The sequence below is a fragment of the Streptomyces sp. H39-S7 genome (genome assembly GCF_027158205.1).
Taxonomy (GTDB): domain Bacteria; phylum Actinomycetota; class Actinomycetes; order Streptomycetales; family Streptomycetaceae; genus Actinacidiphila.
The window spans coordinates 135,051-150,249 of sequence record NZ_JAPVLU010000001.1 but is presented as its reverse complement, the minus strand read 5'-3'; the positions used below and the strand labels follow the sequence as shown (position 1 = coordinate 150,249).

General features: G+C 63.4%; 11 protein-coding genes and 2 pseudogenes. 7 read left to right on the top strand and 6 right to left on the bottom strand.

Features of this window, described 5'->3' with window-relative positions; all coding sequences use genetic code 11:
* Positions 1–100: 100 nt before the first annotated feature.
* Together O3X23_RS00760 and O3X23_RS00755 are read left to right on the top strand one after the other, a co-directional pair.
* Positions 101–1,273, top strand: a complete 1,173-nt coding sequence (locus tag O3X23_RS00760) for an ISAs1 family transposase (protein ID WP_443047651.1) — start codon at positions 101–103, stop codon at positions 1,271–1,273.
* A 400-nt stretch (positions 1,274–1,673) separates the two neighbouring features.
* Positions 1,674–2,072, top strand: coding sequence for a hypothetical protein (locus O3X23_RS00755; protein ID WP_269269015.1), 399 nt, complete (start codon positions 1,674–1,676; stop codon positions 2,070–2,072).
* 33 nt (positions 2,073–2,105) lie between these two features.
* Here the strand turns inward: O3X23_RS00755 and O3X23_RS00750 are convergent, their stop codons facing one another.
* The gene (locus tag O3X23_RS00750; RefSeq protein WP_269269014.1) at positions 2,106–2,960 is read right to left on the bottom strand and encodes an IS5 family transposase; all 855 of its coding nucleotides are present in this window, start codon (positions 2,958–2,960) and stop codon (positions 2,106–2,108) included.
* A 333-nt stretch (positions 2,961–3,293) separates the two neighbouring features.
* Here O3X23_RS00750 and O3X23_RS00745 point away from each other — a divergent pair.
* The 3 genes and pseudogenes from O3X23_RS00745 (at position 3,294) to O3X23_RS00735 (ending at position 8,875) form a co-directional block, all read left to right on the top strand.
* Positions 3,294–4,041, top strand: a pseudogene (locus O3X23_RS00745) (transposase).
* A 282-nt stretch (positions 4,042–4,323) separates the two neighbouring features.
* The gene (locus O3X23_RS00740; protein WP_269269013.1) at positions 4,324–4,638 is read left to right on the top strand and encodes a CU044_2847 family protein; all 315 of its coding nucleotides are present in this window, start codon (positions 4,324–4,326) and stop codon (positions 4,636–4,638) included.
* 7 nt (positions 4,639–4,645) lie between these two features.
* Entirely contained in the window at positions 4,646–8,875 is a 4,230-nt protein-coding gene (locus O3X23_RS00735; RefSeq protein ID WP_443047650.1) for a trypsin-like peptidase domain-containing protein, read from the top strand.
* A 173-nt stretch (positions 8,876–9,048) separates the two neighbouring features.
* On the opposite strand, the gene O3X23_RS00730 is transcribed toward O3X23_RS00735, so the two are convergent.
* Positions 9,049–9,816: an IS5 family transposase gene (locus O3X23_RS00730; RefSeq protein ID WP_269269011.1), complete on the bottom strand. Its 768-nt coding sequence runs from the start codon at positions 9,814–9,816 to the stop codon at positions 9,049–9,051.
* Positions 9,817–9,936: 120 nt separating this feature from the next.
* Positions 9,937–10,327, bottom strand: a pseudogene (locus O3X23_RS00725) (transposase family protein); the annotation flags it as partial.
* 36 nt (positions 10,328–10,363) lie between these two features.
* Here O3X23_RS00725 and O3X23_RS00720 point away from each other — a divergent pair.
* Entirely contained in the window at positions 10,364–10,870 is a 507-nt protein-coding gene (locus O3X23_RS00720; protein WP_269269010.1) for a DUF4429 domain-containing protein, read from the top strand.
* Positions 10,871–10,911: 41 nt separating this feature from the next.
* Here O3X23_RS00720 and O3X23_RS00715 read toward each other — a convergent pair whose 3' ends face one another.
* The gene (locus tag O3X23_RS00715) at positions 10,912–12,015 is read right to left on the bottom strand and encodes a hypothetical protein (protein WP_269269009.1); all 1,104 of its coding nucleotides are present in this window, start codon (positions 12,013–12,015) and stop codon (positions 10,912–10,914) included.
* A 139-nt stretch (positions 12,016–12,154) separates the two neighbouring features.
* Positions 12,155–12,652 carry a hypothetical protein gene (locus O3X23_RS00710; protein WP_269269007.1) on the bottom strand — a complete coding sequence of 166 codons (498 nt, stop codon included), beginning with the start codon at positions 12,650–12,652 and terminating at the stop codon, positions 12,155–12,157.
* A gap of 469 nt (positions 12,653–13,121) precedes the next feature.
* Between O3X23_RS00710 and O3X23_RS00705 the strand changes: the two genes are divergently transcribed.
* A complete protein-coding gene (locus O3X23_RS00705) occupies positions 13,122–14,165 on the top strand; it encodes a phosphotransferase (protein ID WP_269269006.1) in 1,044 nt (347 codons plus the stop codon).
* Here the strand turns inward: O3X23_RS00705 and O3X23_RS00700 are convergent.
* Positions 14,135–15,193 carry a glycosyltransferase gene (locus O3X23_RS00700; RefSeq protein WP_269269005.1) on the bottom strand — a complete coding sequence of 353 codons (1,059 nt, stop codon included), beginning with the start codon at positions 15,191–15,193 and terminating at the stop codon, positions 14,135–14,137. The two genes, O3X23_RS00705 and O3X23_RS00700, sit on opposite strands and share 31 nt — an antisense overlap.
* Positions 15,194–15,199: the final 6 nt, after the last annotated feature.

Below are 15,199 nucleotides of genomic sequence, written 5' to 3'. Positions count from 1 at the left end.
GTCCCCGGAAAGCAGTGCAGGCACGGCCGTCGGTGATCATGTGGTTGTCGAAGACCCATGAGAACCGAGCGAGACCGTGCCTGCCCGAACATCATCGCCGATGCCCGCCGGGCTGGGGAAACTGGCCCTTCCGAACCCTCACGACACCCTGCAGGATGCCGCTGACCTGCGACGCTTCCTGATATGGATACCGGATCCCCGCAGCCCGCGCGGACGAAGATATCCGATGGTCCCGCTGCTGTGCGCGGCGGCCGGCGCGGTTCTGGCCGGCGCGCGCTCCCTGATCGCGATCGGCGAGTGGATCGATGACGCCCCGCAATCCGTCCTGGGCCTGCTCGGGTTTCCGGCGGATCCGCTCACCGGGGTGCGGCCCACGCCGCACGCGGCCACCGTCCGGCGTCTGCTCCAGCGCCTCGACGGTGACGCGCTGGACGCCGCGATCGGTGCGTTCCTCCAGGCCCGAGGGCAATCATCGCCACCGGACGAGCCGCCGAAACTGCGGGTGATCGCGGTCGACGGCAAGACCGTCCGCGGCTCCCGCACCGCCACAACCACCGCGATCCAGTTGCTGGCCGCGATGGACCACCACGGCGTGGTCCTGGCCCAGCGGCAGATTGCCTCCAAGAGCAACGAGATACCGGCCTTCGCTCCGCTGTTGGACTCCATCGAACTGGTCGACACCGTGATCACCGGCGACGCGCTGCACACGCAGCACGCCCACGGCCGCTACCTCCGGACACGCGGTGCCCACTACCTGGCCATCGTGAAGAAGAACCACCCCGGCCTGTATGCGCAGGTCAGGAAGTTGCCCTGGGCGGACATCCCGCTGGACCACCGCACCCGCGACCGTGCCCACCACCGTGACGAAATCCGTCGCATCAAGGTCGCCGCCTTCCGACACCTCGACTATCCCGGCGCCTGCCAGGCCGTCCAGATCGTCCGATGGCGACGGGAGCTGAGCACAGGGAAGCTGACCATCGAGCGGGTCTACGTGATCACGAGCTTGGACGTCTTCGACGCCACCCCGGCCGAACTCGCCTCCTGGATCAGAGGCCACTGGGGCATCGAGAACCTCCTGCACCACGTCCGTGACCGGACCTTCCGCGAGGACGACTCCAAGGTCCGCACCGGACACCTGCCCCGCACCATGGCCGGCCTACGCAACCTCGCCATCAGCATCTTCCGGCAGAACGGCGACACCAACATCGCCGCCGCCCTCCGTCACACCGGCCGCGACCACCAGCGGCCTCTGACAGCTCTCGGCCTTACGTGATCAACCCGGACAGATCGCGATCACGCAATGACCTTGACTTAACGCCGGCCTCGGTTCGTACATTGAGGGCACGGTGCCCGCTGCCGCGCTCGCCAAACGCACTGACCAATTCATCGCGATGCAGGCAGGTCAAGACGCCGCGACTTACTGGCAGGCTCGACTCACCGCTAAAGCTGCAAGGAGCGCGGACTTCCCCTAGGCACGGGTTTCGGCACACCGTTGTTACTTAGCTAGCTGACGCAGGCGTACCGCTCCTGCTCCTTAAGCCGAGCGTCAGCGCATGTCCCGGATCGGCCATTCAATGCACGGCGCATACACCAGGCTGAGATGCTCATTGCCTCAGACCGCGTTTGAGATCTCTGTCGATCACGCTCGCGGTGGGTGCTCTAGGCTCGGCGGGGTGAACGATGAGAGGTTCCCCTTCGTCGGCGACTTCAGAGAATTGCAGCACGGCAGACCGGACGGCCCGTCGCTTCGGTCCGCCGTCTGCGCCCAGGAGCCACCGCACGCGCTTGAGCTGGTCCAGTATCTGCGCGGTGGCGCGGTAGTGGCTGCCACAGCCAGCACCGTTTTCGACGTTCTCAGCCCAGGCAATGACGTCATCGGTGGGTTGCACCTGCTGACGGACGGCCGTTGGCTCTGGTACTCCGACCTCGCTTACTACGTCGAGAACCATCGCGTTGCACTCGACCCGCGGTTCGTCGTGCACGCGCAAGGCAACGACTGGGTTGCCCCGCAGCTCAGCCGCGCGGACTTGCTCGCGCTGGAGGGCGTACTTCTTGACGTGGTCAAGGACTGACGTGCTCGGTTGGTCTCTGACTACGCGGTCTCGCTACACCGAGATTCGTGTCAGCGGATACGGACCTGGCCGTGATGCCGGGCCACCGCGAGTGAGCCGGCGGACCATGATGCCGATCATTGCCCAGCGAATCATGGTCTCCGAGCGGGCCGGACTGGCTTCGTAGTCCCGGGCGAGGCGCCGGTGGGCGTTGATCCACGAGAACGTGCGCTCTACCGCCCACCGCTTGGGCTGGGCTTGGAATCCCCGCTGGTCGGGCGCCTTGCGGACGATCTCCAGTTCGCGGCCAAGGATCGTGGCGGCCCAGTCGACCAGGCGGCCGGCGAAGCCCTGGTCGGCCCAGATCTTCTGGATGCTCGGGTGGTCGAGGCGGGGCCACAGCAGTGAGCGTTTCGCACCGTCGCGGTCCTGGACGTTCGCAGCGACGACATGGACGGCGAGCAGCAGGCCGAGGGTGTCGGTGACGATGAACCTTTTGCGGCCCTTGACCCTCTTGCCCGCGTCGAATCCCCTGGTCGCGGCCGGGACGGTGTCGGCCGTGCGGACGGATTGAGAGTCGATCAGCCCCGCACTCGGCTCGGCACTTCGCCCGTCGGCCTCGCGGACCCGGCCTCGAAGCGCATCGTGGATCCGCTCGACGGTGCCGTCGTCGTGCCACCACGTGAAGTACCAGTACACAGTGGGCCAAGGCGCGAAGTCCTTCGGCAGTTGCCGCCAGGCACAGCCGGTCCGCACCACGTAGAAGATCGCATCCACGATCCGCCGCCGCGGGTGTTTTTCCCGCCGTCCGCCTTTCGGCCCCACCCGTGCCGGCGGAAGCAACGGCTCCACCAGCGCCCACTGGTCATCCGTCAGGTCGGACGGATACCCACCCCGAGAACCACTCACGGAGGGCTCAACGACCGGTCCAGCAACGGGTCACGGCAGATCTCAAACGCGGTCTCACACATCGCACTAGGAGGACGGCCATGCACATCCGCTGCACCGCTGCTACGGCTGCCGCATTACTTACCGCCGGCCTCACTCTTACCGCCTGTGGAGGCCACTCATCGCGCGCGGCGTCTCCGTCCCCGTCCGCCTCTGCCGCGTCTGCTCCCAGGACCAGTGAGCGTTTTCAGAGTGGCCACCGATCGGGTGACGGCGGCGAGGGCGCAACGCACAAGGCACCCGTGCCGTTGAGGGAGGTGTTCGAAGTCTCATCTCATCAGCGCAGGTGCCTCGTTGGTCTCCTATCCTGCCGCACTCGACCTGCCTCATGCGCTGGTCGAGTGGGTCACCATGCTCATCGACACCCGCGAGGGTGACCGCCGCTGCAAGCTTCCGCCGCATCAACGTGCGCTCGTCGCTCTGGTGTACCTGCGCAAGCACGACACCCTGTCCCGGATCGCCGTGGGCTTCGGCATATCGGTCGGCACCGCCCACGCCTACACCACCACGGTCATCGACCTACTCGCGGACCGGTCGCCGGGCCTGCTGAAGGTCCTGCGCGAGAGCGACCCGCAGTACGTTGTGCTCGACGGGACGCTCGCCGAGTGCGACCGCGTGGGCGACAGCCGGGCGGACTACTCCCATAAGCATCGCCGCCATGGCGTGAACGTGCAGGTCGTGACCGACCCAGTCGGTCAGGTGCTGTGGATCTCGCCGGCCCTGCCCGGCCGGTGCCACGACCTGACCGCGGCACGCACCCACCGCATCATCCGGATCTGCGAACGCCAGGGCGTCCCCATTCTGGCCGACCGCGCCTACACAGGCGCCGGCCCCTGGGTCACCACCGGACGCAAACGACCTCCCGGCGGACGACTGTCCCCGACCCAGCAGACGATCAACCGGGCCCTCGCCGCCTCCCGAGCACCCGTCGAACGCGGCATGGCGCGGCTCAAAACCTCGCATCTTCCGAAGATCACGATGCAGCCCGAACCGCATGACGTCAATCGCCAAGGCCATCCTCACCCTGGAGAGGCAACGCTGAAAACGCTCACTGATCGCCATCGCTGTCAACATCGAGCGCATCAGCCGGCTGCCGCTGACCTCGGAGGCATCCACGCTCCGCCAACTGACCGTCTCACAAATGTCTCGACTGGTGCTGGACCCTGCAGTCGAGGTCTTGGCGAGCCCTCGGTAGCTCACCCTGGCAACTCCAAGGTGCACGGTAGAGCCAAGCTCAGGCGCGCTCCACGACCTCTGCGAATGGGCCCTCCGGTGGCACGATTTGCGGCATCATCACCTAGACGAACTATCACCGGGAGCACTCATGGGCACGCAGCTTGTCACGTACGAACTCGACGCCGAGACTGTCGTCCAGTTCGAGATCGAGCCCTCCGAAGGCTTCCATCCCGTTGGAGCCTCAGAGGTACTCGGCCGTGTACGGGACGCAGTTCGGCCAGCTGTTGAGGCTGCTCGCGAGGTTCTGACTCAGATTGCTGCGCTCCAGCCCGCCGAGACCCAGGTCAAGTTTGGCGTCAAGGCGAATGGAACAGCCAATTGGGTTGTTGCGAAAGCAGCAACCGAAGCGAGTTTCGAGGTCACTCTAACTTGGCGCCCGGCAGCCTCCGCCAACGGTTCCTGAGCTAACGTTGACGGTTTCAGGGATAATCGGACCTCGCCCAGGAACGGATTCCTGGGCCGTTGCCATCCACTCAAATGAAGGCTCCGATCATGTTCGCGGATCTGGTGTCCTAATTGCGGTCGATCGCGTTCTGACTTGCGCGCATGTTGTGCAATCGCATGTCGACAAGAATGAAGACCTTTGGGTCGCATTCCCCAAGTCTGAAGATTTGATGGATGATCGGATTCGCGTCTGTGAGGTGATTATGCCACGGCGCGAAGACCAGACCAAGCAGGACGTTGCGGTTCTAGTTTTGCAGCATCCCGTCGCTCCTGAGTTGGTTGCGAGGCTCCGCTGCCCAGCGCCGTCGGATCTCGTCGGAGGTAGTTGGTGGGCGTTCGGGTTCCCAGAAGGCGAGTTCGTTGGGAACAGTTCTTCTGGCAGTATCGGCGAGGCCCTAGGGTTCGGCTGGATTCGACTAGACACGTCATCCCGCTATCAAGTCTCACGCGGTTTCAGTGGAGCAGGAATTTGGTCACCTGAGTACAGCGCCGTAGTGGGACTAGTCGGACTGGCCAATGGAAATGGCGACGCTAAAGCGATAAGCCTGTGGGTGGCTGATCGCTGCCTACCAGACCAGAAGATTCGAGGACTGGCAGAATGGAGAGTTGAGGCCGCTGGTGATACGGCGCTGGCGGCATGGGGATGGAGCCTAAAACAGGATCCGGAAGCGGGTAGGCACTGGAAGCCTCGTGCTCGCGGGGTAGCGGTTGACAGCGAACAGGGTTTCCGTTTCCGAGGGCGTACGGCGGCGCTGTCGCAGATCGTAGAGTGGATGGGTCGTCCGGGAGACCGTCGTGTGCTGGTCATCACTGGATCTCCCGGCGTGGGGAAATCCAGTGTTCTGGGACGTATTGTTACAACGGCTGATGCGGGCATAGCGGCATCACTACCTGCTGACGACATCGCCATCAGGGCGCCCATTGGGGCTATCGCATGTGCTGTGCACGCAAAGAGTAAGACTGCAATGGACGTGGCTACCGAGCTTGCCCAAGCTGCTTCAGCTCCGATTCCCGAAACTCTTGAGGATTTTCTTCCCGCTATCCGGGCTGCCCTAACCAGCCGGCTAGGAGACAGCGCTGAGCAGCCACCACCGTTTCGAGTGGTCGTCGATGCTCTCGATGAGGCGGCTTCTACAGCTCAAGCTCGGGCAATTGCTACAAGAATCGTACTTCCGCTCGCAGAGACCTGCGCGGACTTGGGCGTTCAAGTTCTTGTTGGCAGTCGTCGCCGAGATGATGCGGGCGATCTCCTCGCAGTTTTTGGGCCAGCGGCGCTACTTGTAGATCTGGATACACCCGAGTACTTCGCCGAAAGTGACCTCGCAGCATATGCTCTGGCAACACTCCAGCTCGCCGGTGACCCGCGTGTTGGAAACCCCTACGCCGAGGAACGGATCGCCCGGCCCGTGGCCGACAGGATTGGTGCCCTAGCTGACCGAAACTTCCTCGTGGCTGGACTTGTCGCGCGGACTCATGGCATGCACGATACAACTGCAGTCCTCCCCTCGGAAGTGTCTTTCACACCTACGGTAGAAGCTGCATTGCGCACGTATCTGGCTGTTCTCCCGCCGGTCGGTGAAGTGCCAGCCGCTGAGGCACTGACAGCTCTAGCTTATGCGCAAGCCCCTGGATTCTCTGTCGGGATCTGGTATACCGCGCTCAAAGCACTCGACGGCGGAAATCTAACAGAACGCCAGCTGCAGCTCTTCGCTCGATCCTCTGCGGCTAATTTCCTGATCGAAACGAGTCTAAGCGACACGGCTGCATCTTATAGGCTGTTTCATCAAGCCTTGAATGACGTACTAACCGGCGGCGACCATGGCAGCCGCCGTGATGAGGAACGCGTTCTCACGAATGCATTCCTTGCTGAGGGTCGTTCAGTCGGCTGGTCTCAGGCCCCCCATTACCTTCTTCGGTCGCTTGCGATCCATGCGTCCCGGGGAGGGGTTATCGACGAGCTTCTAACGGATTCATCGTATGTTATCCATGCCGATCTGCGGCCCCTTATTCCTCTGGCCGAGCAGGCTACGAAGCCAGCGGCTCGGCAGCAGGCGCGCTTGCTGCGAAAGACGCCCAGGGCCATCACTGCGCCACCCCTAACTCGCGTTGCTCTCTTTAGCGTGACTGAGGCACAGCAAAATCTCGGGAGGAGATACACCTCGATTTCTCAGTCCGCGCCTTATAGGGCTGTGTGGGCTAGTTCTATGCCAAGCTCCGAACGTGCCGTGCTCGATGGCCATACATCTGCTGTGACTGCTGTATGCCGAATCCAATCGGACAATGGTGATCTGCTCGTCAGTGCAAGCGATGACGAAACAATATGGGTCTGGGATCCGGCTACCGGAGAAGAAATTCGTATCATCCGCGGAGATGAAGGACCCGTTCGGCATCTGTGCACACTCGACCGAGATGGGAAGTCCTTTATTGCTAGTGCTGGTCATGGGAAATCGATTAACATCTGGAACCCGAACACCGGGGAACTAGTAAGTAAATTGGACGGGGGTTCCACTGTAACATCACTGTGTGCCATCAATACCGGCTCTAGAACCCTTCTTGTTAGCGGTGGCATCGACCGGGTCGCAAAAGTATGGGATCCAGCAACGGGAAGACTTGAGCATGTTCTTCGCGGACACCGCAGTGCAATTAGGAAATTGTGCCCGATCCACGTTCGGGGGCGGACGCTGTTGGCCACTGCGACCTGTTCATCTTCTGATAGTACAGTGCAGATTTGGGACCTGGAAACCGGTAAGAAGGTTGACAATATACTGGGACTTCAGGGGCCTATCCGTGATCTGTGCGCTGTATCGATTGGCGACCAGTCCTTCCTTGTGAGCGCCGTCGAGGATAAAGGCGTTACAATTTGGAATCCTACAAGTAAGAAGAAGATTTCTCTTCGAGCCCACGCCGGGGCGGTGCACTCCCTAGCGGCGGCCCGTCTCGCCGACAAGAACTATCTGGTCACGGTAAGTTCCGACTTGGGCGTTATGATGTGGGACCCCAGCACTGGTACGCGACGCTCGTATATCGCAGGAAGGGCACAGAATCCCGTTGCTGTTTGGGAATCGCAGGGGAGGTCTCTCCTTGCAACGTCAAGCCACATTGACCGAGATGTGCGCGTCTGGAATCTTGGCAGCAGTTCTTTGGTGGCCACCATGTCGGGCCATATCGGAGAAATTCGCTCCTTGTGCGATGTTCAAGTTCTCCAGCGTCGGCTGCTTGCCAGCACTAGTAGCGACCGAACAGTCAGAATATGGGACCCATTCGATCAATCCGGCACTCAAGGACGGTTTTCCCGAATTGGCGCGGCAAAACAACTATGTATTGTAGATTCTAGCGACGATAGCGTTTTTATCGATTCTAGTAGTTATGATGGCCACGAAATTGCTCGCCGTTACGTCGGGTCTGGGGAAGTATCTTCTCGGTTGAGACTTCCGTCGAGCCGGACTTATTCAAATATATCAGCTGCAGGAAAGGTTCGAATAGGAGGACGCGACGGTCTGGTGGTGGCATTTGAGAGCGGCATGATACAAGTGCATAAACTGGACTCTGGTGAGATGATTCGTGAACTGGACGGTTACCTAATGTCCACGCAATCGATCTGTGATCCGATGCATCCAACGCGTAGCCTGGTGGCTGTACTGAGCCAGTCGGGGACCGTAAGGATATGGGATTTGGAATCCGGAGCCATCATTCCGTGGCGCGGTGAGCCTGGCTCAGTATCTGCCGTCTGTGGTGTCACTGTGAGAAGCCGTCGGCTCATCGCTACAGGAGGCAAGGATCGCAGAGTATTGCTCTGGGATCCCACTAATGGCAGAGGGGTGGAAAGGTTGTGGGGTCTGCCGGGTGGGGTCAACGCACTCTGCGAAGTTCGTTTGCATGGAGCTGACCTTCTAGTGGGGGCAGGAGATGATCAGGGAGTTCAGATTTGGAATCCGTCGACCGGTGCAGCGATGGATACTTTGTGGGGCCATACAGGTCCGGTCCGAGCCCTCAGCGTAGTTGAGTACGCGGGGAGAACTGTTATTGCTAGCGCCGGAGATGATCGGACCATCCGCGTCTGGGATCCGGTTGATCTGAAATGCCTCCTTCAGATTCCAAACTATCGGTCCGTCGTAAGTATGACGTCAATTGGCGGCATCCTGCTTGTGGGTCTAGACGCTGGAGTACTCGTACTGAACATGGGGGACTACTTCTAAGTAGGGTTAGGAATTCCGGCGGCCTTAGCTGCTGCGGGTCAACGAATAGCGACGATCTGTGCCGCAAGGGCCATGAAGTGTGTTCCTGGCGCGGGGAGGTTGCCGGGGTAGACCGTTCCCGCCTCGGCTTCGACGATCATCGGGCCCTACGCGTACACAGTGAGCCTTTTCCATCATCGCTCTGAGCTGGCCAGATACAGGGTGAGGACGGCTTGCACGAAGGCGGTGATCCGGGTGGTGGAGCACCGGAGCTTGCGGAGGATCCGCCAGGACTTGAGGGTGGACATGGCCTGTTCGACGAGTGCGCGGATCTTGGCGTGGGACCGGTTCACTGCCTGTTGACCTGCCGAGAGGTTGTCCCATCGCCCCCAGTACGGGATGCGGACCGTGCCGCCGGCTCCTCGGTAGCCCTTGTCCGCCCAGCAGGGGACGTCGGTTTGGGCGAGAGCGTCGATGATGCCGTGTTCTCGGGCCGCGCGAACGTCGTGGACTGCGCCTGGCAGGGCTGGCGAGACCCACAGCAGTCGGCCGAAGGGATCGGTGAGGACCTGGACGTTCATGCCGTGCTTCTTGTGTTTGCCGGAGTAGTAGGGGCGGTCCGCGGCGATGCGATCGATTGGCAGCAGCGTGCCGTCCAGCAGGACGAAGGCTTTCGTCGACGCGGCGCGAGCGGCGTCGGCCAAGGTGGGCGCGAGGTCGGCCAAAAGGTCGATGACCTCGGCGACATAGCGGTAGGCGGTCGTCACTCCGACGCCGAATCCGGCAGCGAGCTGGGCGTAAGTGTGTCCCACGCGCAGGTGGGCGGGTGCGAGAAGGGCTTGGCGGCCCGCGCTCAGCCGCCGCCACCTGGACCCGATCGCACGGCGGTGCCGCCGCAGTTGTTGCGCGAGGAAGCGCAGGGTGGAGCTGGACACGTCGACGCCCGACGGGTAGACAAGCATGCGAAGCCTCTGGTGGGGACGGATCTCTTGGTCGAAAACTCATCTACCAGGGGCTTCACCCTGTTGTCAGCCCAACGGGCGCACTGCTGACGCAGGTTGAAAAAGGCTCAGTGAGCGTTTTCAGCGTTGCCTCTCCAGGGTGAGGATGGCCTTGGCGATTGACGTCATGCGGTTCGGGCTGCATCGTGATCTTCGGAAGATGCGAGGTTTTGAGCCGCGCCATGCCGCGTTCGACGGGTGCTCGGGAGGCGGCGAGGGCCCGGTTGATCGTCTGCTGGGTCGGGGACAGTCGTCCGCCGGGAGGTCGTTTGCGTCCGGTGGTAACCCAGGGGCCGGCGCCTGTGTAGGCGCGGTCGGCCAGAATGGGGACGCCCTGGCGTTCGCAGATCCGGATGATGCGGTGGGTGCGTGCCGCGGTCAGGTCGTGGCACCGGCCGGGCAGGGCCGGCGAGATCCACAGCACCTGACCGACTGGGTCGGTCACGACCTGCACGTTCACGCCATTGTCGCGTTTGATGGCCAGTATGTGACGATCAGCCGGAACACAATGCTGGGCCGTTCCACGGCCGGCAAGGGGGAGAAGCGGCTGCACGTGGCGCAGATCAGCGCGGTGCAGTGGAAGCCGGCCGGATCGGTGGTGAATGGGTTCATCCAGTTCACGCTGCCGGGCGGGAACGAACGGCGCTCGCAGTTCGGGGCCCAGACGAACGATGCGGCGCGAGACGAGAACAGCGTCGTGTTCACGAAGAAGCAGCAGCCGGAGCTCGAGAAGCTCCGGGGTGCCTTGGATGAGGCGATCGCCGCGCAGCACTCCTCCACTCCGCCATCTGCTCCGACGCCGTCGCCACTCGTGGACGAACTCACGAAATTGGCTGGCCTGCACGAGTCAGGGATGCTTACGAACGAGAGGGGTTCCAGCAGGCGAAGGCCCGTTTCCTTACCTAGTAGTTGGGCAACGCGGTCGCTTGCTAAGTACTGGTCAGGAGCACGACGGTTCAGTTCTCGCGGAGTAGGGCGGAGACGGCCTGCCGGACAAGTCCCGCGCTGCCCGTGATGGCCGGAGCGGTGACAGCGGTCGACGATCTACCCGAGGTTTCATCCGGGGCCTTCTGAAGGCGCTCGGCTCACCCGTTCCGCCGCGCTGAGGTTCACCTCCATCGTCACGTCCTCGCGGTTGTCGTTGATTCTTGCTGCGAGCGCCTGGATGGAGGTCTGGTCGAACCGGAACGGAGGCGGCCAGTCCAGCACGGAACAAGTTGTGGGCCATATCTGCAGGACAGAGCCGTGAAAGTCTTCAAGGGGCGCGAGGTCCCCATCGAGGAATGGGATGAAGACTTGAAACGCGACTTTGACGACTGAGAACGTCACGCACAGGCCGAGCAACTCGTCTCTCGGATCTTTCCCGGGCATGTAGATCGGGCGCGATACCAGAGCCAAGGGGCTCGCGTCGTGATAGGCGGTGATCCAGACCCGCATGCCGTCATGCGGCTGACGGTGGATCTCCAGCCGCTGACCGGCTCTGTGCGGAACGATGTTGCCGCCCGCCGCGTCCAGGATGACGGCCATCTTGGCGGCCCACAGAGCGAGTCGACCTTGGGCGTACTCGTCGAGTGATCTCACCTGGTGGAACATCGGGATGAGGACGTCCTTGACGTCATTCTCCAGAGTCGACATCCACGTGTTGTTGCAGTGCTGGCAGACGGGTGTCGTCGGCCAGCTGATACGTCGCCGTTGCGGGTCTGTGCTGCGAACCCCGTGTTGCTTCATCTCGCGCACGAGCCATTTGGGGTAGATGTCCTCGTCTGTGAGCTGCCCCTCTGGGTCTGAGCAGAAGGGGCAGCGACCAGGCGGAGCCGGCAACCAGTTCTCGTGCGCGTGGTGGCCGGTGATCGGCTCGATGTTCATCACGGTCAGGTCGTCAGTCAGTTGGGCTCTGCGCTCGCGGAGAAGCGCAACAGCGGTTGCGATGCAGGACCTGTGCGCCGTGCCCAGCATGAACAGCTGCTCTTCGTCCGGTGGAGGCAGAGGGTCCGCAAAGGCGCGACCCACGTCGACTCGCGTCCCGATCAACCAACTACCCGAGCGCGTGCCGCCTATCTCGACCCACGAGTGGCGGGCCCGCTTGACCAACTCTCCGCAGTCGGCAAGGCAATCCATCCTGCGCCAGTCCGGCTTCCATGATCGTCGCTCAGTCGCCATACCTCAGGATGACACTCGTCGCGCTGCCAGGCTTCGAGGTGTGTGGCAAGACGCTGGTGCCGCCATCGATGGCGCTTGGGGCTGTCCGCGGCTGCTCTCGTCGGGGCGGATCGTGACCAGGTATGGGCAGCGCCCCTGATCAGTTGAAGAACAGGGTGGCCGATGAACGCGCGGGAATGAGGCCACCATGGTGTGAGCATGCGCCCTGTTTGCCGATGGAGGTGGACGGCCACCCGTCACTGCAGTGGGCGGCTGATGGCATCTCCACGGTGCTGACCTCGGTGGGCGCCTGGTCTATGCGGGAAGCCTCGGCGTTGAACTCGTCGTCGAAGCACTCTCGGTGGTCGAGAACGACTCGTGCTGCCTGTCCGGCGAGGTCGCGCTTCTCGACATACGCCGTTGATATGTCCAGCTCGGTGGCGGACGTGTCATCGAGGGCTCCGAGGTCGTCGGTGAACTTGGTGCCGAGCTGGAGGATGCTGACATTCGGGTCTCCGGCTAACACCAGGGGGATCTGTACTGCGCGGGCTTTGTCGCTCAGCGCCAGGGCATGAGTTCGGTGCAGCTGGCACATGGCCTCGTTCTGGTCTTCTGTCCAGGCGTCCCAAGCGCAGGAGCCCAGGCTGGCCAGCAGCACCAGGGTGACGAGAGCAAGCCCGGAGCTAATCACTCGCTGTTGTCGTTCTGCCTCATGTTTCGACTTCTCGGCCCGGGTCCTTGCTTCTTGGACGGCGGCTTCGCGTTCAATCCGGGTGGCGTGGTGCCGGCAGCCTCGGCCGATTGCTTGAGGGAGCTTGCATGGTGTCCCCTTCCTGGTGGGACGACCACAGCGCGGTCCCGTTCGGCGTCTTCGAGAACGGTCGTACCTGCTGGGCATGGTGCGCATTGTGAACCACTCGCTCCCGCCCCCGCGGTGGAACGGATGGATCGGCGCGGACTCCATGGGCGAGCTTCTAGCGTGGCACCTGCCTGGAGCCGCCGTGCTCTGCGGTGTCTTTCTGGGCAAAGGCGAGGAGTGTCCGGCATCTTCTGCTGCGACGACGTTGACCAGTAGCAGGATCTCCCCGTAGCGCTGGAAAAGCCGAGTCCCGCGTATCGTCCTTCGTGTGACAGATGAGACGGGGGCGGACAAATCTGGGATCCCCAGCAGCGTCCTCGCTGAGCTGGCCCGCGCCTTCTGCTTCGGAGAGGTTCGGGAGTGCCGCTACCTCGCCGATGGGCTGATGAACGCGAACTGGAAGGTGGAGACGCTGGCCGGAGTGTTCGCGCTCAAGCGGGTCACTGACGTGCCGCTCGGTCGGCTGAAGCGCAACCTCGGGGTGCTCGCTTCGCTGGCTGCCGCTGGTGTTCCTGTCAGTGCTTCCGTGGCCACCGGCTCTGGGTCTCTGGTGGCCGAGGTCGGCGGCGGCGTCTGGTGTCTGTTTCCCTGGGCGGCCGGCACCCACATCCGTGGTGTTGACCTCGGCCTGCCCCAGGTCACCTCTCTGGGTGCGCACCTGGGGCGCCTCCACCAGGGTCTTGGTCGGGCTTGCGATCGGGGCCTGCTGCCAGCCGTGCCCGAAAGGTTGACCGCCGACGTGACGACGCCGGAGCAGGCGGTGGAGAGGTCGGAGAGGCTGTCCGCAGCGGTAGAAAGCAAAGGCACTGGCAGGGCGTTCGACGCGGCGGCATTGGCCGCTCTGGAGCAGCGGCGGGTGCTGATCGGCAAGCATGCCGACCGTCGACCGCAGGACGCGATCCCCATGGGCCGGCACGGGTGGACGCACGGTGATGTCCAGTACCGGAACCTGCTGTGGAAGGACGGGGAACTGGCCGCCATTCTCGACTGGGACCGCGTCGGCGTCCGTCCGTACGCCGAAGAGATCGCACGAACGGCCCAGGTGCAGTTCGGCGTGGACGGAGTGTTCGATCTCGCACGGGTGCCTGCGTTTGTGTCCGGCTACCGGTCCGTGGTCCAGCTGGAGGCATCCGCGCTGGTGGACGGTGTGCGTCGGCTGTGGTGGAAGCGGATGACGGACTTCTGGCAGCTGGAGTTTCACTATGAGCGCGGTGACTTCTCTTGCGACGAGCTGTTCACTGCGGACGAGGCGCTGCTGCACTGGTGGACCGACCGGCTCGGTCAGGTCGAGGATGCCTTCGCCGAGGGGTAGATCCCCAGGGCTTCGAGTACGGGCAGGCGTGGGCAGGCAAGCGCTGCCGCGTGCTGACGGGCCCGCTCCCCGAGGGCGTGGTGGTCGGTGGCGCGGATAGCGTCCGCCCACGCCTGCGGGCCCGCCGTATGGGGCAGGACGATTCCTGCGGCCCCAATGGCTTCGGGGATGCCGCCCCGATCGCTGCCGATGCTCGGCATTCCGTGCAGCGCGGCTTCGACGATCACCCGGGGATAAGCGTCCTCCACCGTGGACGGCACCAGCAGCACCCGGTGGTTGCGGTACAGCGGGGCCATGTCGTAGACCCTGGGGACGAAGGTCACGTTGGGGTCGGCGGCGAACTCGGCGGCGGTGTTCCACCAGCCCTCGACGAGGGTGAAGTGCTGCTCCGGCATGACGTGTATGAGCTGGTGGAGGAGGGCGGAGCCCTTCGCGGGGATCGGGTTGACCATGAGTACCGACCCGGTGCGCGCCACGCTGGGCGGTTGTTGGGGCGGCGCGAATGGCGGGTGGACGACGGCGAGGCGGATTCCCTCGGTCTGCGGTGCCCGTCGGCGGACGAACTCGGAGACGGCCAGCCCGTAGTGCGGACGGCCGGCCAGGACTCCGAGGCCGTTCTTCGATACCGAGTGCAGTATGCCAGCGACGAGCGATGTCGACCGGGCCTGTGCGGCAAGGTCGGCCGCGCCCTCCTGGGCGGTGAACACAACGTCGGGCCGGAGGCCGGACAGCAGCGCACGAAGGACGGTTGCGGTTCGGCACTGCGATACGGCGATGCAGTCCACGCCGTTCCACCAGTAGCGCAGCGCGTCGTGGGATTCCTCGTACGGGGTGGTGTGGGCGTCGAGGAACGCGCGGATCTGTGGGAGCTGCTCGGCCTGGTCCCAGGGGGATTGGTGAGAGCCCAGATAGACGACTTGCCAGCCAGCCTCGGCGAGTTCCTCGGCGAGGAGCTGCTGGGTGACTTCGGCTCCGCCGATAAGGAGCGGCGGCGGTGTGCGCCGCCAGACGAACAGGGCGGTGGGCATGGGGCG

Excerpts from the sequence above, each read along its gene's own strand:
- O3X23_RS00715 (WP_269269009.1), bottom strand. The coding sequence starts at position 12,015 with ATGGCGACTGAGCGACGATCATGGAAGCCGGACTGGCGCAGGATGGAT.
- O3X23_RS00720 (WP_269269010.1), top strand. The coding sequence starts at position 10,364 with ATGCTGGGCCGTTCCACGGCCGGCAAGGGGGAGAAGCGGCTGCACGTG.
- O3X23_RS00730 (WP_269269011.1), bottom strand. The coding sequence starts at position 9,816 with ATGCTTGTCTACCCGTCGGGCGTCGACGTGTCCAGCTCCACCCTGCGC.
- O3X23_RS00700 (WP_269269005.1), bottom strand. The coding sequence starts at position 15,193 with ATGCCCACCGCCCTGTTCGTCTGGCGGCGCACACCGCCGCCGCTCCTT.
- O3X23_RS00760 (WP_443047651.1), top strand. The coding sequence starts at position 101 with ATGCCCGCCGGGCTGGGGAAACTGGCCCTTCCGAACCCTCACGACACC.
- O3X23_RS00740 (WP_269269013.1), top strand. The coding sequence starts at position 4,324 with ATGGGCACGCAGCTTGTCACGTACGAACTCGACGCCGAGACTGTCGTC.